Below are 19,539 nucleotides of genomic sequence, written 5' to 3'. Positions count from 1 at the left end.
CATCATTGCCGCGCAAACCGTGCAGAACGTCGAAAGCCTCGTCATGCCGGCCCCGCAGAACCAGCCAGCGCGGGCTGCGGCGGATGCGGGGGCTGGTCCTGCGACGGTTCTTGCTTCGGCAGCGGATGCCTGGGCGGATCGGGCCGGGGGAACGTCCGGGGCGCTTTGGGGCGAGGGGCTAAGGGCGTTCAGTCTGGCGCTCGACGACAACAGTTTGCCTGATGCGCAGCAGCTTTCAGGGGGTGCACGGAACAGCATGGAGCGGATCATGGAGCTGGGTCGGGCGAAGCCCGGCGATAAGACGCTCGTGGATGCGCTTGTGCCGTTCGTTGAGACGATGGAGCAGGCGCTGGCCGCCGGGCATGGGCTTGTGGAATCCTGGCGGATCGGGGCGGAAGCGTCTCATGAAGCCGCGCAGGCCACGCGTGATCTGCTGCCGCGGATGGGACGTGCGAAAATGCATGGCGAACGCAGCAAGGGGCATCCGGATGCGGGAGCGCTCTCGCTGGCGCTCTGTGCGCGGATTGTGGGCGAGGATCTGAAGGCGGGTCTGGCTTCTGCCGGAGGGGAGCCTTCCCTGACCAGTCGGGCTGGATAGTCCTCCCGGGCTGCTGCTTTCTGCTGGGATGGGGGAGGCTGGTTCAGAATGTGAGTGGCCCTCCGTCTAGCTGGACGGCGGGTTCGTTCTGGAGCGAAGGGAGGGCGAAAGCTCTCCCTTTGCTGTTTCTGGTGATGAGGTCTGTGGCTCAGGCAATAGGGATTTGCATTGACTTTGAGCGCTTGAATAGAACAAAACGGGAACATAAAATCATCAAATCAGTCTGTATGAGGGGCAACGAGCCGGGAAATGACTGTGGAAATCCAGAAAAAGCCCGGTCTGGAGACGTTGCGGGCAGCGATCAGGTGTCTGGAGGGACACAGTGATCGCCGACGTAAGGTGCTGCCATTTGGCATCAGCGGGATTGACCGCTGGCTGCCGGGGGGTGGTCTGGCGCTGGGCGCGCTGCATGAGGTGGCGGGGGGTGGCAATGATGCCCTGCACGGTGCCGCGGCGGCTCAGTTCTGTGCCGATATTGCGGCCCGTACCCGCGGCAGGGTGCTGTGGATTGTGACCCGTCAGGACATGTTCGCGCCTTCCCTGAAGCAGGTTGGTCTGTCAGCGCGGAGGATCATCTATGTCGAGGCGGGATCGGACATTGATGTACTGGCCTGTTTCGAGGAAGGGCTGCGGCATGGCGGTCTGGGGGCTGTCGTGGGTGAAGTCTCCCGGTTGTCCATGACGGCCTCCCGTCGTTTGCAGCTGGCGGCAGAGACATCCGGATCTTTGGGGATCGCGATCAGACGCCGGCGGCAGTCGGGGGATGCGGACGATTTCGGCCAGCCGACGGCTTCAGTCACACGCTGGCGGGTTTCCGTCCTGCCATCAGGGTCGTTGCCGGTGCCCGGCGTGGGCTGTTCCCACTGGCGGCTGGAACTGGTTCGTGCCCGGGCGGGTGGTTGTACTGATTTCGAAGTGGAGGCCTGTGATGGCAAGGGTCGTCTCTCTTTACCTGCCGCTCTGGTCGACCAATCGGATCAGGAAGCGGCTGGGGAAAGACGCGCCCGCGCCTGAGGTGCCGTTGGTGCTGGTTGGTCGCGAGGGACGGCGACGGGTGGTGAAATCGGTCGATCTGGCTTCCCGCAAGCTTGGTCTGCGTCCTGGCATACCGGTTGCCAGGGCTCAGGGATTGTTTCCCGATCTGGTGTTGATGGACGCTGACCCTGCCGGGGACCAGATGGGGCTGGAGAAGCTGGCGCTGTGGTTCCAGAACCGTATTGCGCCCATCGTGGCTGTTGATGCTCCGGATGGATTGGTGCTGGATACGACGGGGGCGGATCACCTGCATGGTGGTGAACTTTCCATGCTCGAGGACATGGTCCATCGCATGGCGGCGGCCGGATTTCGGGCAAAAGCCGTAGTGGCTGAGACCTGGGGCGCGGCCCATGCGCTGGCGCGTTATGGACGGGCACCGGTTGCGGTTGTGTCACCGGGTGAAGTGGTTTCGGCACTGGCCGATCTTCCTCTTGAGGCCCTGCGCCTGTCGGGCATGGTTGTTGAAGGACTGGCTGCGTTGGGGGTGTCCCGTATCGGGTCGCTGGCTGCCATGCCACGGGCGCCGCTGGCGCTGCGCTTTGGCCCGGAGGTGGTGTGCAGGCTGGATCAGGCCTTTGGCCGTCTGACTGAAGCCATTGTTCCAGTGCGGCCGGTTGTTCCGGTCGAAGTCAGCAGGAATTTTGCCGAGCCCATCGGGGCTGCCGAGACCATAGCCCGTTATATCGGCAAGCTGGTTCCGCTGCTTTGTCAGAGACTGGAGGAGCGTGGGCAGGGCGTGCGGTGTCTTGATCTGGTGCTGTATCGGGTGGACAGTCGTACGGAAGCAATCCGCGTGGCGACGGCCATGCCTGTGCGGGATGTCAAACGTCTGACCCGACTGCTGTGCGGAAAGATTGAAACTGTTGATCCGGGGTTTGGCATTGAGCGTATGGTGCTGACTGCCTCACTGGCAGAGCCCATGGACCGGCGACAGACCGTTTCTTCCCTGATCTCGGTGGAAGAGGCCGACGTGTCCGACCTGATCGACACTCTGGCCAACCGTGTCGGGGCTCAGGCGCTGTACCGTTTTGCGCCAGTTGAAAGTGATCTGCCTGAGCGTTCGTTCTGTCGCGTTCATGCTCTTGCGCCGGAAGAGACGGAGGATTGGCCCGGGCACTGGCCACGGCCGACACGTCTGCTGGCGCGGCCCGAGCCCGTGCAGGCCATGGCGGAACTGCCCGATCAGCCACCGTTGTTCTTCATCTGGCGGGGTGTGCGGCGGAAGGTGAAATGCGCTGACGGGCCAGAGCGGGTTTTTGGGGAATGGTGGAAGAATGACGCCGAACTGACCATCGCCCGGGATTATTTTCGTGTGGAGGACACCAGTGGCGAGCGCTTCTGGCTGTATCGGGCGGGGGATGGAGAGCATGGAGAAACCGGCTCGCAGAGATGGTTTCTTCACGGAATTTTCGGATGAGCGCGTGCTATGCCGAACTTCAGGTGACGACCTATTTTTCGTTCCTGCGTGGGGCATCGTCACCGATTGAACTGTTCGGACAGGCGAAGGCGCTGGGGATCGACGCTCTGGGCGTTTGTGACCGCCATTCCCTGGCGGGGATGGTGCAGGCGCATGTGGCCGCGAAGCAGGTCGGGCTCCGGCTTGTGGTGGGCTGTCGTCTCGATCCGGCTGATTTCCCGCCTGTTCTGGTCTATCCGACAGATCGGGATGCCTATGGCCGGTTATGCCGTCTGCTCAGCATGGGGAAGGCCCGGGCTGGAAAAGGGGGGTGTCATCTTCTGTGGGAGGATCTGGTCGCATGGGGCGATGGTCTGATCGTTGTCATGATCCCGGAGACTGCGGATGAGGCCTGCGCCCTGCATTTACGCAGGCTGAAGGAGGTCTTTGCTGATCGGGCATATCTGGCGCTGACGCTGCGACGCCGGCCCAATGACCAGATGCGGTTGCATGAACTGGCGGGTCTCGCGCATCAGGCTCGGGTGCCCGTGGTCGTCACCAACGATGTGCTGTTCCATACCTATGACCGGCGCATCCTGCAGGATGTTGTGACCTGTATCCGGCACAGCACCACCATTGATGAGGCAGGCTTTGTCCGGGAACGCCATGCTGACCGCTATTTCAAACCACCGCAGGAAATGAGCCGGCTGTTCAGCCGCTATCCCGAAGCAGTTGCCCGGACCATCGATATTGTGGACCGTTGCCGCTTCAGTCTGGACGATCTGGCCTATCAGTATCCCGATGAGGTGTCGGTGCCTGGCCAGACACCGCAGCAGGCGCTTGAGGCTCTGACCTGGATTGGGGCTGAACGGACCTACCCCGAGGGCATTCCCGGGGATGTCCGCAAGATCCTGCGCCATGAACTGACGCTGATCGGGCGTATGAATTACGCGCCATATTTTCTGACGGTGAACAGTATTGTCCGCTATGCCCGCAGTCAGGATATTCTCTGTCAGGGTCGCGGATCGGCAGCCAATAGTGCGGTCTGTTATGTACTGGGTATCACTGCCATTGATCCGGCCCGCAATTCGCTCCTGTTTGAGCGTTTTATCTCTGAAGAGCGGGGCGAGCCGCCGGATATCGACGTCGATTTCGAGCATGCACGGCGCGAGCAGGTTATTCAGTGGGTCTATGAGCATTACGGACGCGACCGGGCGGCGCTGACGGCTGTGGTGATCCGGTATCGGGCGAAGGGGGCGCTGCGGGATGTCGGCAAGGTCATGGGATTGCCTGAAGACCTGATCCGCACCCTTTCGGGGCAAATTCACGCTGGGGGCACAGTCTGGGTGATGATGCCCTGAATGAAACGGGGATTGATCTGTCCGACAGGCGCATCCGTCTGACTGTGGATCTGGCACGGTGCCTGATCGGGACGCCCCGGCATCTGTCGCAGCACCCGGGCGGTTTTGTTCTGACGCATGACCGTCTTGATGAGCTGGTGCCCATTGAACCGGCGGCCATGGAGGATCGTCAGATCATTGAATGGGACAAGGACGATATTGATGTTCTGAAATTCATGAAGGTCGATATTCTGGCGCTGGGCATGCTGACCTGTATGAAGAAGGGGCTGGATCTGCTGGCGGCTCATAAAGGCCAGCACTTCACGCTTCAGACTATTCCGGCCGAAGACCCGCGTACCTACGCCATGATCAGGAAGGCCGATACGATCGGTGTGTTCCAGATTGAAAGCCGTGCGCAGATGTCGATGCTGCCCCGGCTGAAACCGCGTGTGTTCCGTGATCTCGTCATTGAAGTTGCCATCGTGCGGCCCGGACCGATTCAGGGGGATATGGTTCATCCTTATCTCCGCCGTCGGGAAGGGCTGGAGAAACCGGATTATCCTACTCCGGAGCTGGAAAACGTTCTGAAAAGTACTTTGGGTATCCCGTTATTTCAGGAGCAGGCCATGCGGGTCGTCATGGTGTGTGCAGGGTTTACGGCCGCTGAGGCCGATCAGCTGCGCAGGGCCATGGCAACGTTCAAAAATACCGGCACCATCACGCAGTTCCAGACCCGGATGATCGAAGGGATGCGCATCAACGGTTATACGGAAGAATTTGCCGAACGGATTTATCAGCAGCTTCAGGGCTTCGGATCGTACGGTTTCCCTGAGAGCCACGCGGCCAGTTTTGCCATTCTGGCCTATTCGTCATCATGGATGAAATGCACCCATCCGGATGTCTTTCTTGCGTCGCTTCTGAACAGTCAGCCGATGGGGTTCTATGCGCCAGCGCAACTGGTCCGTGACGCGCAGGAGCATGGTGTGGACGTGCGGCCTGTCTGTGTGAATGCGTCACGCTGGGATAGCACGCTTGAAGAACCGCAAACTGCGCGTGGAATGTTTGCTGTTCGACTGGGCATGAGTCTGGTGAAGGGATTGGCAAATGGGGATGCGGCCCGGATTGTTGTCGCGCGGGGCAGCGGGCCTTTTGTGTCGGTGGATGATCTGTGGCGACGCTCTGGTGTCAGGGCGGGAGCGCTGAGGCATCTTGCGGAAGCAGATGCATTTCGGCCTATGCTCGGGCTTGCGCGGCGTGAGGCGCTCTGGTCCATTCAGGCTTTGCGTGATGAGCCGTTGCCGCTGTTCGCTGCTGCGGAGGTGACGCGGGAAGCAGAAGAACCGGATGTGCTGCTACAGCCCATGCATGGCGGAGCTGAAGTCGTGCGGGATTATAACCGGCTTGGGCTCACCTTGCGGGATCATCCACTGACCTTTCTGCGCGACGACCTGAGAGAACGGGGAATTATTTCCTGTCGGCAGGCACGGGCAGCAAGGGACGGAGCACGGCTGGCAGTGGCGGGGCTGGTGCTGGTGCGGCAGCGACCTGGATCAGCGGAAGGCGTGGTATTCATGACGCTGGAGGATGAGACTGCCCATATCAATGTCATTATCTGGCCGGATATGTTCGACGCGAACCGACGGGTGGTACTTGGCGGGCAGATGCTGGCGGTGAAAGGCGTCCTTCAGAAGGAAGGCGAAGTCGTGCATCTCATCGCGAAGAAAATCGAGGATTTTTCGGAGCTGCTCGCAGATGTCGGGAACCGGACCCTCGATGTTGCCAATATAAAGCAGAGGAAATACCGATCCGAACGGATAGTGGTGAAATCACGCAACTTCCATTAACAGCTGGGTTTTGTGGTGAATGCCTGTTTCTCAACGATAAGTCGAACTCGGTCTCTGTCCGGTTCCGGTGTTGGGTTGAACAGGGGGTCTGAGAGGCTGTTTTACAGACTGTATTGCCTGCCATTACCTGTTCCCGATCTGTTAACTCACCTTGGTATTGAAAAGACAATACCAAGGTGAGTTAGATCATTAAGGAAGCAGGTCTGTTGTTACTGGTCGAAACTTCAGATCAATCAGCCAGCTTGACGCAAGCCAGTGTCTTCAGAGTGATGATCCATTTTATATGGTCCTCCGGAAACAATCTGAATGGACAGAATTCCAGCGTCCTTGTCAGGGGTGTTTCCAGTTTGCAAAGGCAGAACGGCATCCCCGTCGGTCCATCGGTACGCGGCGGCTTCCAGACCGTGCCAACCTGCCAGCTCGTTTTGGGAAAGATGAGCTGTCACGGCAACCGTCTTGCGGGACGCGAAAAATGAAATATCTCCGATGAGGACCCCCAGATCGCGGCGATCATCCACGAAAGGTCCGACCGTATCGCTGGGGCGACCGGTCCGTGAGACCAGGCGTACTGTCGCTACGTTCTCCGGGATCATGAAGATAGTGCGATCATTCGTTTGACGAAGAGGCTGAATGATCTGTCCCAGATCTGTCACCAGATGCAGATCCGGATCATCGGTCATCGCTACCTTGGGCGTAACGCTTCCGGCGCGTGCTGTGATGCCCATATGGATGGGTTCGACAAATGCACGGGAGGTATCAAGAGGCAGCGTTTTCGAACCCTGTGGCTTCGAACCACCAAAGATCGCGGTCACAGTATGGTTGTCGAACTGGCTGCGGTTCCCCGTATCGAGATAGCTCTCGGTCAGTGCGTTTTCAGCCCAGACTGCTTCATGGCTTTCCAGCTCCACATGATAGTAGGTGTAGCTGTTGATCGTGCGATCGATCAGGATCGAGGCCCCGTTGACCAGCATACGGGCCGGAACAAGCTTGCCCTCGAAGACCATGCAGTGTTCCTGCGTTACCAGCAGGTCACGGGACGGAATACCGTCAGCCAAAGCGCCCTTGCGGATGCGCACCAGCCAGTTTTCTTCGGGGACGGGCTGGCTGGAAACCGTAATCGAACGATGACCCAGCCATTTGACGGGCATGGCGCCTTTGGGTGTCATGACCAGCGTACCTGGTACGAGGGTCTCAACCGTTGCTTCACCGTCCGGCGTCATGATCGAGGTGCCTTCTGCAAAGCACGTCGTGTAGATCAGACCGCCATTGCTGTCAGACGACAGGGTGTAACCGTATTTGCTGGCATTCGGGACGTTGAGCGAATAGGTGCCGCCCTTGGTGTAGAATGTGATGCCGGTAGCTGTCGTGGTGACACTGGTGACGCTGGACTGCGGGATTGAGGCAAGATCGATCGTATCTGCTGGCGACCAGCCAGAGATGGTGTTGGTCGGCATTGTTGTGCCGCTGATGACCAGATGTGCACCGTCGCCGGAGAGCAAAATGCTATTGCTACCGACACTGCCGTTAACGACGAGCGTGCCACCAGAAGAGACAACAGCCTGTCCTGCGATCGTACCGCCAGAAACAACGTCTACCGTGCCACCATTCTGAATAGTGGGGGTGGAAATTGCTGCGCCACTCAGTACATTGAAGGTGACGTTATTGGAGACAGTCCAGGTTCTGGTATCCTTGAATCCGGATTCCAGATTAACAACACCACCGTTTGACGTGAATGTTGTGTTGTTTGTCCCGCTTGTCACTGTGTAAACATTGAATGTTCCACCATCGACTACTGTGTTCGATAGAACACCGCCCTTTGCATTGATGACACCGCCAGCAGAAATGCGCGATCCAGAAAGAACGGCACCCGAATTAACCGTAATCGTATTGCCGCTGGTGGCATAATTTCCACTGGTGGCCGTAAAGGTTACACCAGATTCAAGGATAAAATTGCCGCCTGTACCAACAATCGTCGTGCTTGTCGTATTGTTGGTGTACAGGTCGAGCGTACCGCCGCTTATGACGAGATTATTTCCAGCGCTTGCATAGGCCTGAAGAGTTGCAGAGGCGCCGCTTCCGATCGTCTGGTTAGCGAGAGTTGCACCGTGAAGATACGATTTCTGTGGTTCCCGCGCCAGAGAGTACGCCGCCAGAAATGGTTGCTGCATTTGTGATTGTGCCCGTAAGTATTGTGCCTGACGCCGCAGTGATGGATGCGCCAGTCGCTACGGTACCGCCACTGATAATCGCACCGCTTGCGGCGCTCAACACACCACCGCTGTAAGCGTTAACCGCTAAAACCGTAGCACCACTGGCCGCGCTGACAGTGCCACCGCTTGCAATATAAGGATTGTCTGCTGTTCCGCCGTTGGAAACGTATCTGATACCGCCACCGACAATGACGCCCTCATACGAGGACCCGCCACTGGAAATATAGTCTTTACCACCACTGCTGACGACGCCATTTCGAACAGTGCCGCCCGAAAGAACAAATCTCTGCCCGCCATTATGCTGGTCTTGAGTGATACCACCGCTGGAAACGGTTTCGACATCTCCATATGCAAGAGTATTGGAAGCTACCTGCCCGGAAGAAACATTGTAAGTTGCCATTGTGCTTACGCCCTCAATGATAATCCACGAAGCGCAATGCAACGGCGCTTACGTTTCGTCTGATACCCAGACCCGTGCGCATACGCTTTCAAATACTTGACGTCGTCGCACCTGAGGAAGTGTAGATACTTAAAAGAGGTTAATTCAAGTTTTTTCGAACATAAAAATAATCTTACTTTAACGATTTTTTTACAGAAACCTTTTCTGTTTGCGTCTGGTGAAAAGTTCCATTTTCCTAAATTATTGAAATGAGCGCATTTTTTCTTTTTTTTTGGAGGGAAGAAGTATCTCGGTCCGTGATGGAGGCTTCTTTCATTTCTTCCAAAGTAAGTGATAAAGATGACAGCAAAATCTAGGGTTATATCGGTACGGATTGACATTCCTGTGTTCAAAAAAAATTCGAATCGTGGTGCATGAATTAAAACTCGTTATGTTGATGCCTCACTCGTTTAGAGCGAAAAGTTTTTTTTTATTGATGTCTGATGTGGGTTTTATGTCTGAACACTCTCAAAGCTCCGACGGACCTGCTGCTCTGGCGCCCCAAAACGTCATGAGCAGTAATGAAGCTGACGAGAAAAGTCCCTACCTTGTTACACCGGCCATTCCCGTAATTCGAGAGCGCCCAGAGCGTGCGGTTCGACTTCAACGATGGTGCGTGGGTCATGTTGCCGGATATTATGCAGGAGCTTGGCCAGTGGCATGTTCGTTTATCCGATTACGAGACAGGAAACATCCTGTTCGATGCCCACCTCCAGGGAGGCATGGTCGCTTCAACAAAAAAATTCTTTGTGCCCTTCCTGATCGAGGTCTGGCTTAAAAAGCCGGATGGCACAAAGCAGACTGTGCTGCACCATAAGTTGCAGCTTGAAGGAATGCCTGTTCTGGTTGAGCTGCCAGTGGGGACACTTGGAGATACAATCGCGTGGCTTCCTGCTGTTTTGCGGTTTGCACAGAACAGTAAAGCCAAAGTTTCGTGTTCTGTGGCAGACGTAATTCTCCCGCTTGTTAAGGACGCCAACCCGGAAATCACACTCGTTGGTCACGAGGAAGCCAAGAAGAACGAAGGTTTCACAACGGGTTTTTACGCAAGTTACAAGTTGGGCTTGTTCTTTTCAGACACTGAATTCACTCACCAGCCAACCGATTTCAGACATGTCGGATTACACCGGACTGCCGCATATATATTGGGGGTCGACCCCTGGAACGACAGCCCTCCGAATATCATGATACAGGAAGAGGACACACCTCCTATCCAGGAGCGATATGTCGTTATCGCCACACAAGCCAGTACACAGTGCAAGTACTGGAATAATCCGGCAGGATGGAAAGAGGTCATCGAATTTCTGAAGTCTTCAGGCTATCGCGTCATTTGCATTGACCAGAAGACGTTTCACGGGGCGGGCTACGTTTATAACCATATTCCTCATGGAGCCGAGGACGAAACGGGCAGCCGACCTCTGTCCGAGCGGGCGCGTTGGCTGAAACATTCGAGTTTTTTCATTGGTCTTTCCAGTGGACTGGCATGGTTGGCCCATGCAGCGGGAACGCCAGTCGTCATGATTTCCGGTTTCACACATCCCGATAATGAGTTTGCGACGCCGTATCGTGTGATTAACTGGCATACCTGCAATTCGTGCTGGAACGATCCGGCATTTCAGTTCGATCATCAGGATTATCTGTGGTGCCCGCGTCATAAGGGTACAGACAGGCAGTTCGAGTGCACCCGTCTGATTACCGGCGCTCAGGTCATTCATACGTGCCGTCGGCTAATCAAGGATATGGGGCTTCCTGCGGAGTCAAAACCCGATTGATTCACGTTGATGAAAGACTGCGTGGTTTTTCATGAGCTTGCTGCCGCCATGCTATGGGCCAGATCCTCTGTCACCGTGAGCCGGTGTGTTCAAGCTTGAATTCGTATTCGTGACTTGTTGATCCCTTGAAGAAATCTGCATCGGGGATTGTTCGGGTCAGGTTGAAACCAAGCGTTTTCAGAAGCGCGATGGACGCTGCGTTTCTCGTATCAACAAAGGCGCGTACGATCCGGATTTCATGGCAGTCAAAGATATTTTTCAGGGTGAGCGTCATCGCCTGCGTTGCAATGCCCTGGCGCCAGAAATCCGGAAAGATGTGATAAGCGATCAGCGCTTCTTTTCCTGTCAGTGTGGCCTGCGTATATCCTACAGCCTGTTGATCCGCAGTTCGCCTGATGATCCAGTTCAGCCAGATCTCATTAGTGTCTGGTCTTCCACCTGCCGAGAGAAATACATATCTGTCACGAAGAGCTTCAGGACTTACTGGTGGATCATCTGGAATGAAGCGATAAGCACGCTCGTCTGATAATCCAGAAAACATATCGGCTGCGTCTTCAGGGCGGAGCGCTGTCAGAAAAATTCTATTCATATTGTTCATGACCTTAATTTTCACCCGGCAGTTTCTGTCAATTTTCCAAAGCTATCGCAGAATAGCAGCTGTCATGCGAAGAACGGTTTTTCGGTCCGCGAGGGGCCAGCAAACAATTATCTGACTTCGGGCGCGAGATTTTTGCGTCAAGCCTGTGTTGGCTCTCCCAGATGTTCTCGCATCCATTTGGCCTCCTTGCTTGGGGTGCGATGAAAATGGCGTTTGAAGTCCCGGCTGAATTGGGCGGGACTGGCATAGCCGACTTCTGAGGCGATCGTGGCAAGTGTTCCCTGACGTCGTGCGATCATCAGCCTTGCTTCGTGCAGCCGCAGCGCTTTGAGATATTGGATCGGGGTGTTCCCGATAAGAGACTTAAAGCCGACGTGATATGACGGAACGCTCATGCTGGCTGCTACAGCGAGTTCCGAAACCGATAGGCCTTCCTTGTAGCGTTCGCGGATCAGCGCGAGGCTCTGCACGATCCTGTCTGTCGTGTCATTACGATGCAATGCTGCCATCAGGGAGCCGCCTTGGGGCCCTACCAGAACGCGGTAATGCAACTCACGCAATAGCCCCGGGCCGAGAATGGTGAGGTCCTGTGGATGATGGAGAGTATGGAGCAGGCGTTGGAGTACATCCGTAATGGTGGGGGCCATCCGACTTGAAATCAGACTTCGCGCACGCATTTTTTCGTCATGACCAGCTTGTCCCTTCAGTGTCGTCGCTATTTCAGCAGCGAGATGCAGGTCAAAATCGAAGTAAATGGCGAGCAGAGGCTGAGCAGGGCTGGCCTGCGAAGCCATCCGGAAAGGCACAGGGACCGAAACGGCAAGATAATGCTCGGCATCATATCGGTAGATCTCGCCATTGAGGAAACCCTGCTTGAACCCCTGCAAGACGAAAACCGCCCCAGGCCGATAAAGAACCGGAACATCTTCAAGAATGGTCTCGGAACGCAGGATACGAATACTCGGCAAAGACGTGGCGTTGTAGCCAGGTCGCGGTGCGAGTTCCGCGGCCAATGCCAGGAGTGACGGGGTATCGGATTGATGATTCATAGGATCAGGCAAGGATATTAGAGAAATCGCAGTAGAAGGCAGGGTAACACGCTATTATTGGTCAAGGCATGAACGAAATTCAGTCGAGCAGAGCCATGCCACAAAAAACTTTCTTTATCACCGGCGCCAATTCGGGGTTTGGGTTGGCCATTGCACAGGCCGCTCTTGAGGCCGGTCATCGGGTGATTGGTACGGTCCGGTCGCAAACCGCAAGAGCGTCCTTACTGGAGCAACTGCCGGATGTTTGCGTGGTCCTGTGTGACGTCACCGAGTTCGACCGTATCCCCGCCATCGTCGCACAGGCCGAACAAGGCCACGGCCCGGTCGATGTGCTCATCAACAATGCCGGCTATGGACATGAAGGGGTTCTGGAGGAATCTTCTCTCGAGGAAATGCGCCACCAGTTCGACGTGAATGTCTTCGGAGCTGTCGCGGTTGCCAAAGCCTTCCTGCCGCGTTTTCGCGAACGCCGTCGCGGGTTCATCGTGAACGTGACGTCGATGGGTGGTCTGATCACGATGCCGGGCCTGGCGTCTCACTGTGGCAGCAAATTCGCTTTGCAGGGCATTTCGGACGTCATGCGTGTGGAAATAGCGCCTTTCGGCGTTCATGTTACGGCGCTGTGCCCGGGATCATTCCGCACCGACTGGGCCGGGCGCTCGATGGTCAGGACCGAGCGCTCAATTACAGATTATGATGCTCTGTTCGATCCGATCCGGGCTGCACGACACGAGAAGGACGGTAAGCAGTTGGGTGACCCGGCGAAACTTGCCGCTGCAGTGCTGCAACTCATTGCGTCGGACGCGCCGCCACCGCAACTCCTTTTGGGTAGCGATGCTCTGCGACTGGTTCGTGAACGCCTTTTCCGCTTGGAAAGAGAAATTGAGGATTGGGAGGAATTAACCCGATCAACAGACGGCTAATATTTCCGGGCCGAAAACGCCGTTGCAGCCTGTGTCAGCGCAGCGCATGGCACAGGCGGCAGGGCAGGGCGGCGTATTTTCGGATTATCGTCTGCGCGTTGCGCACTGTGGCTGAAATTTCTCAAGCCACTCACGGGCGAGATGGGCGGTGTCAGATGTTCTGACGATCCGCTGATCGTTGGCCAGTTTGCGTATCCTGGACATCACTGGCCCAAAATTACCGCTTATTTTTTTTGGCTTTTACGCCCAATACAGCTCTAAATCGCTGATACCATTACCAAATAAATTTGGTGTCCCGTACGGGATTCGAACCCGTGTTGCCGCCGTGAAAGGGCAGTGTCCTAGGCCTCTAGACGAACGGGACTGGAGGCGTGAGCGGGTGTATAGGGGTGGCGTTTGTGTCCGTCAAGCGGGGGATGCATCAGAAATGAAAAAAGACAGATTTTTTCTTTCCTGCCATGTCTCGGCACGCAATGTTCCCGCCACATGGATCAAAGGCATGCCTCGGTCTTCCAGCAGTGCTGCAAAAGGTTTGTCTCCGGCACGGAAGACCAGCCCCCGCAGACGGGTGCCTCCGTCTTCGCCCTGAAGGATAACGCGCAGCGTATTGCCGTCCTTGCCGATGCGCTCGCTTTTGACGCAGCGGACATTGCTGATGGCGAGGACGGGCTCTTCATTGCCGGGTCCGAAGGGTTCCAGCCGGGCGAGCTGGTCGGCCACGGCGATGGATGCGCCAGCCAAAGTCATGATCCCGTCGAGTTTTAACGCGTCCTGTTTGGGGAGGGCCAGCGCTGTTGAGAGCTGTGTGTTCAGGGCGGCGTGGAACTCTTCGGCGCGGTCTGCGGCAAGGGAGAAGCCTGCAGCCATGGCGTGTCCGCCTCCTGTGAGGAGGAGGCCGTTCTGGCGGGCGGCGATGATGGCGGTTCCGAGGTCCAGTCCGGGAACAGATCGGGCTGAGCCTTTGATGACGCCATCCGTGAGAGCCGCGACGAGGGCAGGGCGGTTGTAGCGCTCCTTCAGGCGGCCTGCGACGATGCCGACGACGCCGGGGTGCCAGTTTTCGCCATGCAGGAAGATGACGGCATGGCCGGCATCAAGCTGTTGCTGCGCCTGTTCCATCGCGGAATCGAGAATTGTGGATTCGACGGTCTGGCGCTGGCGGTTGACGCGGTCGAGCTGTTCGGCGAGGGCGCGGGCTTCCACGACATCGTCTGACAGCAGGAGTTTCAGTCCCAGATCGGCCTGTGCGATGCGGCCGCCTGCGTTGATGCGGGGGCCGAGTGCGAAACCACAGGCCATGGCGCTGGCTTCTTCCTTGACGCCTGCGACGGAGGAGAGTGTCGCCAGTCCGAGGCGTTCGCCACGTGACATGACGCGCAGGCCCTGCATGACCATCGCGCGGTTCAGGCCGGTCAGTGGCATGACGTCGCAGATGGTGGCCAGTGCCGTGAGGTCGAGGCGTTTGAGAAGGTCCGGGATGGCCTGCCCTTCGTCGAACCAGTTGGTGCGGCGCAGGAGGCGGATTGTGGCGACCATGGTGAGGAACGCGACGGCTGTGGCACAGATGCTGCCGAGGCCTGAATCACAGTCCAGCCGGTTTGGGTTGACCACGATGCCTTTCGGCAGGGCCGCGCCATCAGGTTTGTGATGATCGAGAACGACGATGTCGGCGCGGTCGGTCAGGCCGTTGAGAATGTCGATGGCAGCTGTGCCGCAGTCGATGCAGACCAGCAGGGTGGCGCCGTCTGACAGCAGGTTTTCGAGGGCTGTGGTGTTGGGGCCGTAGCCTTCGGTCAGGCGGTCGGGGATGTGGGTGCTGACGGTGCAGCCGAGTTCGCGCAGTGTGTCGCAGACGAGGGCCGTGCCGCAGGCGCCGTCCACGTCGTAATCGCCGAAGAGGCCGACATGCTCGTGATTGCGGACGGCCTGTGCGAGGCGTTCCGCGGCCCGGTCCATGTCCTGCATGCAGGAGGGGTCGGGCATGGCGTCGCGCAGGCGCGGGTTGAGGAACGAAGAGGCGTCGTGGGGTGCGACGCCTCGTGCCGAGAGGATACGGGCCAGAAGTTCGGGAATTCCGGCTTGCTGGGCCAGTGCGAGGGCCAGGCGGTTGTCTGCTTCCGCCAGGCGGGGATCGCGCCAGATCCAGCGGCGGTTTCCTGCACTTCGGGTTACGCCGAGGACGGCGCCCGTATCGTCTGCGAGCATGGTTCTCCGTTCAGGAAGCGGCTTGTACCTTCGGTTTGAAGGTGTGGTGGCTTTCTATATAGCGCACCGTGCCGGATTTTGAACGCATGACGATGGAATGTGTGCGGGCGCGGGTTGCGCTCGGACGTTCCACGCCCTTCAGGAGCGGGCCGGATGTGACGCCTGTTGCGGAGAACAGGACGTGGCCGGAGGCCATATCGTGGAGGAAGAGCTTCCGGGCCGGGTCGAGGCCATTGGCCATTTCACGGGCACGTTCGCGCTGGCTGTCGTCCTCGAACAGCAGGCGTCCCTGCATCTGGCCTTCCATGCAGCGGATGGCTGCGGCGGCCAGAACGCCCTCGGGCGCGCCACCGGACCCGGCGTACAGATCCACACCGCCGCCGTCGATACAGGTGGCGATGGCGGCGGCGACGTCACCGTCGCTGAGGAGCATGACGCGGGCGCCGGCTTCGCGGGCGTAGGCGATCATTTCCTCATGTCTTTCACGGTCAAGCGCGCAGAGGACCATGTCTGAGACATCGCGCTTCTTGGCCTTTGCCAGCGAGCGGAGGTTGTTGCCGATCGACGCGTCCAGATCCACCACACCATCGGGCAGGTCGGGGCCCACGACGATCTTTTCCATGTAGATGTCTGGGGCGTGAAGGAAGTTGCCGCGCTCGGCGAGGGCCACGACCGTCAGGGCGTTGGGAAGGCTCTTGGCGCAGAGGTTTGTGCCTTCGAGCGGATCGACCGCGATATCCATCGCCGGGCCGCCGGAGCCGACTTTTTCACCGATATAGAGCATCGGTGCTTCGTCCATCTCGCCTTCACCGATGGTGACGACGCCGTCGATGGCGACGGTGTCGAAGGCGGCGCGCATGGCCTGCACGGCGGCGCCGTCGGCCTCGTTCTTCTGGCCGCGGCCGGTCCAGTGCGCGGAGGCGATTGCGGCCGCTTCCGTTACACGGACGAGCTCGAGAGCCAGATTACGGTCAGTGACGCGGTACGGGAGAACATTCTGAGGGTCGATCACGCAAGGGGATCCTCGATTTTGAGCACAAGCGGCTTTCCGGTCACGACAGGAAGGACGGCGAGCGCTGTTGCAGCTGCGTGGATGGCTTTTTCAGGAACCTGATGGGTTACGATCGCCAGGTCGGCACATCCTGTTGCAGCATCATGCTGGGAAACGAAGTGAACGGAGACATCGTGGTCCCGGAGAACCGATGTCAGTTCAGCCATTACGCCCGGACGGTCCTGAACGTTCAGACGTAAATAGAATGCACCGTTCAAATCAGCGAGATCGGCACAGTCAGTAGCAGCCGGAACAGTGGAGGTGCCCCAGACCGGAATGGCGCTTCCGCGGGCCAGATCGATCAGATCGGCCACGACGGCGCTGGCGGTCGGGCCTTCGCCTGCGCCGCGACCGGAGATGGTCATCGGGCCGCTGAAGACGCCCTGTGTGGAGACGGCATTGAACACGCCATCAACACTCGCGATGGGCGCGCTGAGCGGCACGAGGCAGGGGCGGACCCAGGCTGCAACGCTGCCGTCTTCAGCCTGATGGGCCATGCCGAGGAGCTTGATGCGGTATCCGAGCTGGTCGGCGAATTTCAGGTCGGTCGCGGTGATGTCGCGGATGCCCTGAACGGAAAGCGTGTCGAACGTGACGGGCTGGAAAGCCAGACCGGCAAGAATGGCCAGCTTGTGGGCCGTGTCCCAGCCATCCACGTCCGTTGACGGCTCGGCTTCGGCATAGCCCTTGGCCTGCGCTTCGGTCAGGACGTCCGTGAAGTCCCGGCCCGTGGCGCGCATTTCGGTCAGGATATAGTTGCAGGTGCCGTTCAGAATGCCACCCACGCTGAGAAGACGGTCTGCGGCCAGTCCTTCACGCACGAGCTTGATGGCAGGTATGCCACCCGCCACGGCGGCTTCGAACAGAAGGGGCGCCTTCTTTTCGGAAGACAGGCGGCTGAGACGGTCGCCATGCAGGGCCACGAGTGCCTTGTTGGCGGTCACGACCGGCAGGCCACGTTCGAGCGCGGTGCGGACCATGTCATGCGCCGGACCATCGGAACCGCCGATGAGCTCGACGGCGACGTCGATGTCCGGGTCCTGCGCCACGGCGGGGGCACTGTCGTGCCAGCGCATGGCGGACAGGTCCTCGCCACGGTCGCGGCTGCGGTCCCGGGCCGTGACGGCCACGACTTCGATCGGCCGGCCAGCCCGGGCGGTAATCAGGTCAGCGTTCTCACGCAGGAGACGAATGACACCGATCCCGACAGTTCCGAGTCCAGCCAGTCCGATCCGCAGTGGTTTCACGATGATGCAGCTCCAAGAAGATCAGCGGTTCCGGCCCCGGCGCCGTGCCGGGACATGAAGCCCTTGATGGCCCGCGTCGCCTGACGCAGCCGCTGGGTGTTTTCGACAAGTCCGATCCGGACAAAGCCCTCGCCGTATTCCCCGAATCCGAGGCCGGGTGCAACTGCCACGCCAGCTTCCTTGAGGAGGAGTTTGGAGAAGGCGACGCTGCCCATTTCGGCAAAGGCGGGGGGGATGGGGGCCCAGGCAAACATCGAGCCTGCGGGCGCCGGGACGTCCCATCCTGCGCTCTGCAGGCCGCGCAGCAGGACGTCGCGGCGGTCCTTGTACATGGCGCGGATTTCGGAAACGTAGTCCTGCGGGCCGTTCAGTGCGGCGACCGAGGCAACCTGGATCGGGGTGAAGGCGCCATAGTCCAGATAGGACTTGATGCGTGTGAGGGCCTGGATCAGCTTCGGATTGCCGACTGCAAAGCCCATGCGCCAGCCCGCCATGGAATAGGTCTTGGACATGGACGTGAATTCGACGGCCACGTCCTTCGCACCCGGAACGGCGAGAATGGACGGGGGCGGCTCGTTCTCGTTGAAATAGATTTCCGCGTACGCCAGATCGGACAGGATCCAGATGTTTTCCCGGCGCGCGAAGGCCACGAGTTCCTTGTAGAAATCAAGGTTCGCGACAAAAGCCGTCGGGTTGGACGGGAAGTTGACGATCAGGGCCGTCGGCTTGGGCACGGAATGACGGACCGCGCGATCCAGAGCGCGGAGCATGTCTTCGTCCGGCGTGGCCGGGATCGAGCGGACTGAAGCTCCGGCGATGATGAAGCCGAACTGATGGATCGGGTAGGACGGGTTCGGGACCAGGATCGTGTCGCCGGGGCTTGTGATGGCGGCGGACAGGTTCGCCAGCCCTTCTTTGGAGCCGAGCGTTGCGATGACTTCGGTTTCCGGGTCCAGCGAGACGTTGAAGCGGCGCTCGTAATAGTTCGCCATGGCCTTGCGCAGGCCCGGGATGCCGCGGCTGACGGAATAGCCGTGAGCGCGGGGATTGCCGACCGTCTCGATCAGCTTCTGCACGACATGAGCCGGGGGCGCGCTGTCGGGATTGCCCATGCCCAGATCGATGATGTCGTCACCGGCGGCTCGCGCGGCGGCCTTGGCCTTGTTCACTTCAGCGAACACGTAGGGCGGCAGGCGGCGGATGCGGTGGAACTCTTCGGTCATGACCAGCTCTGGGACAGGGGGTGAAAGGGAGGGGCGACGATAGACAGGTTTTTTCAGGAGTGGAACAGTCTGACTGTGACTGATCGCACAATGTCGTCTTTCGGGCCTCTTCCGGCTTCAGCCTCCGATCGTGACGCGCACCCCATCGCCGATGGCTTCGGCCTTGAGAACAATGGCTGAGGCGGGGACGCCTCGTTCGATCAGGGCGCGGGCAACAACGCGTGCGCGCAGCAGGCCCAGTGCGATCTCCCGGTTCTGGTCTGCCGGGGCCAGGGCTGCATCGGCGCTCATGAAGGCGCCGAAGCCGCGGATGGTCAGGCGCTGGTTTCCACGCTGGGAAATGATGTGCTGGTAGTCGCCCTGTGGGGTGCCCATCACATGATCGGTTGCGGGCTGGAAGCGGATCAGGGTGCCTTCGGGGGTGGTTGTGTCGATGTCCGGGTGTACGGGATCGCTGACCGATGCATCGCGCGGCAGGTCAAAGCCCGGAAACTGCGGCGGCGGAGGAGGCAGGTCGCCAATCTTTGGAAACTGGCCGGGATCGAGCGGACTGAAGCTCCGGCGATGATGAAGCCGAACTGATGGATCGGGTAGGACGGGTTCGGGACC

Annotated in this window: 12 protein-coding genes, 1 tRNA gene and 3 pseudogenes; 6 read left to right on the top strand and 10 right to left on the bottom strand. The window is 58.7% G+C overall.

The annotated features are described in order from the left end of the window. The 4 genes and pseudogenes from JK202_RS15345 to JK202_RS15330 all read left to right on the top strand — a co-directional run. Positions 1-598: DAK2 domain-containing protein (locus tag JK202_RS15345; protein ID WP_249200156.1), on the top strand; the 598-nt coding region annotated here is incomplete at its 5' end. 249 nt (positions 599-847) lie between these two features. Continuing rightward, complete coding sequence (locus JK202_RS15340; protein ID WP_211562330.1) at positions 848-1,612, top strand: ImuA family protein; 765 nt, start codon at positions 848-850, stop codon at positions 1,610-1,612. A gap of 43 nt (positions 1,613-1,655) precedes the next feature. Then, a complete protein-coding gene (locus JK202_RS15335) occupies positions 1,656-3,050 on the top strand; it encodes a DUF6504 family protein (protein WP_211562332.1) in 1,395 nt (464 codons plus the stop codon). Then, a pseudogene (locus JK202_RS15330) lies at positions 3,047-6,213 on the top strand (error-prone DNA polymerase). The gene JK202_RS15335 and the pseudogene JK202_RS15330 overlap by 4 nt, the downstream one beginning before the upstream one ends. Before the next feature lie 233 nt (positions 6,214-6,446). On the opposite strand, the gene JK202_RS15325 reads toward JK202_RS15330, so the two are convergent. Further along, positions 6,447-8,381 carry a Hint domain-containing protein gene (locus tag JK202_RS15325; RefSeq protein ID WP_211562329.1) on the bottom strand — a complete coding sequence of 645 codons (1,935 nt, stop codon included), beginning with the start codon at positions 8,379-8,381 and terminating at the stop codon, positions 6,447-6,449. Then, positions 8,302-8,823, bottom strand: a complete 522-nt coding sequence (locus tag JK202_RS15320) for a hypothetical protein (RefSeq protein WP_211562327.1) — start codon at positions 8,821-8,823, stop codon at positions 8,302-8,304. Before JK202_RS15320 ends, JK202_RS15325 begins: the two co-directional genes overlap by 80 nt. 475 nt (positions 8,824-9,298) lie before the next feature. Here JK202_RS15320 and JK202_RS15315 point away from each other — a divergent pair. Beyond that, positions 9,299-10,634 (top strand): annotated as a pseudogene (locus tag JK202_RS15315) (autotransporter strand-loop-strand O-heptosyltransferase). Positions 10,635-10,704: 70 nt separating this feature from the next. Here the strand turns inward: JK202_RS15315 and JK202_RS15310 are convergent. Together JK202_RS15310 and JK202_RS15305 are read right to left on the bottom strand one after the other, a co-directional pair. After that, complete coding sequence (locus tag JK202_RS15310; RefSeq protein ID WP_249200152.1) at positions 10,705-11,232, bottom strand: GNAT family N-acetyltransferase; 528 nt, start codon at positions 11,230-11,232, stop codon at positions 10,705-10,707. Between the two features lie 137 nt (positions 11,233-11,369). Beyond that, positions 11,370-12,281, bottom strand: a complete 912-nt coding sequence (locus JK202_RS15305; RefSeq protein ID WP_211562326.1) for an AraC family transcriptional regulator — start codon at positions 12,279-12,281, stop codon at positions 11,370-11,372. Positions 12,282-12,376: 95 nt separating this feature from the next. On the opposite strand from JK202_RS15305, the gene JK202_RS15300 reads away from it, so the two are divergent. Further along, on the top strand, positions 12,377-13,204 hold the full coding sequence (locus JK202_RS15300; RefSeq protein WP_211562324.1) for an oxidoreductase: 828 nt from the start codon (positions 12,377-12,379) through the stop codon (positions 13,202-13,204). Between the two features lie 288 nt (positions 13,205-13,492). Here the strand turns inward: JK202_RS15300 and JK202_RS15295 are convergent. The 6 genes and pseudogenes from JK202_RS15295 to JK202_RS15270 all read right to left on the bottom strand — a co-directional run. Next, positions 13,493-13,568: transfer RNA gene (locus tag JK202_RS15295), tRNA-Glu, on the bottom strand. Positions 13,569-13,609: 41 nt separating this feature from the next. Next, the gene (gene recJ, locus JK202_RS15290) at positions 13,610-15,409 is read right to left on the bottom strand and encodes a single-stranded-DNA-specific exonuclease RecJ (protein WP_211562322.1); all 1,800 of its coding nucleotides are present in this window, start codon (positions 15,407-15,409) and stop codon (positions 13,610-13,612) included. Positions 15,410-15,419: 10 nt separating this feature from the next. Next, the gene (glpX, locus tag JK202_RS15285) at positions 15,420-16,421 is read right to left on the bottom strand and encodes a class II fructose-bisphosphatase (protein ID WP_211562320.1); all 1,002 of its coding nucleotides are present in this window, start codon (positions 16,419-16,421) and stop codon (positions 15,420-15,422) included. Next, positions 16,418-17,707: a homoserine dehydrogenase gene (locus JK202_RS15280; RefSeq protein WP_211562319.1), complete on the bottom strand. Its 1,290-nt coding sequence runs from the start codon at positions 17,705-17,707 to the stop codon at positions 16,418-16,420. Before JK202_RS15280 ends, glpX begins: the two co-directional genes overlap by 4 nt. Continuing rightward, positions 17,704-18,930 carry an LL-diaminopimelate aminotransferase gene (locus JK202_RS15275; RefSeq protein WP_211562317.1) on the bottom strand — a complete coding sequence of 409 codons (1,227 nt, stop codon included), beginning with the start codon at positions 18,928-18,930 and terminating at the stop codon, positions 17,704-17,706. Before JK202_RS15275 ends, JK202_RS15280 begins: the two co-directional genes overlap by 4 nt. A 117-nt stretch (positions 18,931-19,047) precedes the next feature. Further along, positions 19,048-19,539, bottom strand: a pseudogene (locus JK202_RS15270) (hypothetical protein); the annotation flags it as partial.

The sequence above is a fragment of the Gluconobacter sp. Dm-62 genome (assembly GCF_018256155.1).
Classification (GTDB): Bacteria; Pseudomonadota; Alphaproteobacteria; order Acetobacterales; family Acetobacteraceae; genus Gluconobacter.
Note: the sequence above shows the minus strand (reverse complement) of the source record. Positions and strands in the feature narration are given on the sequence as shown.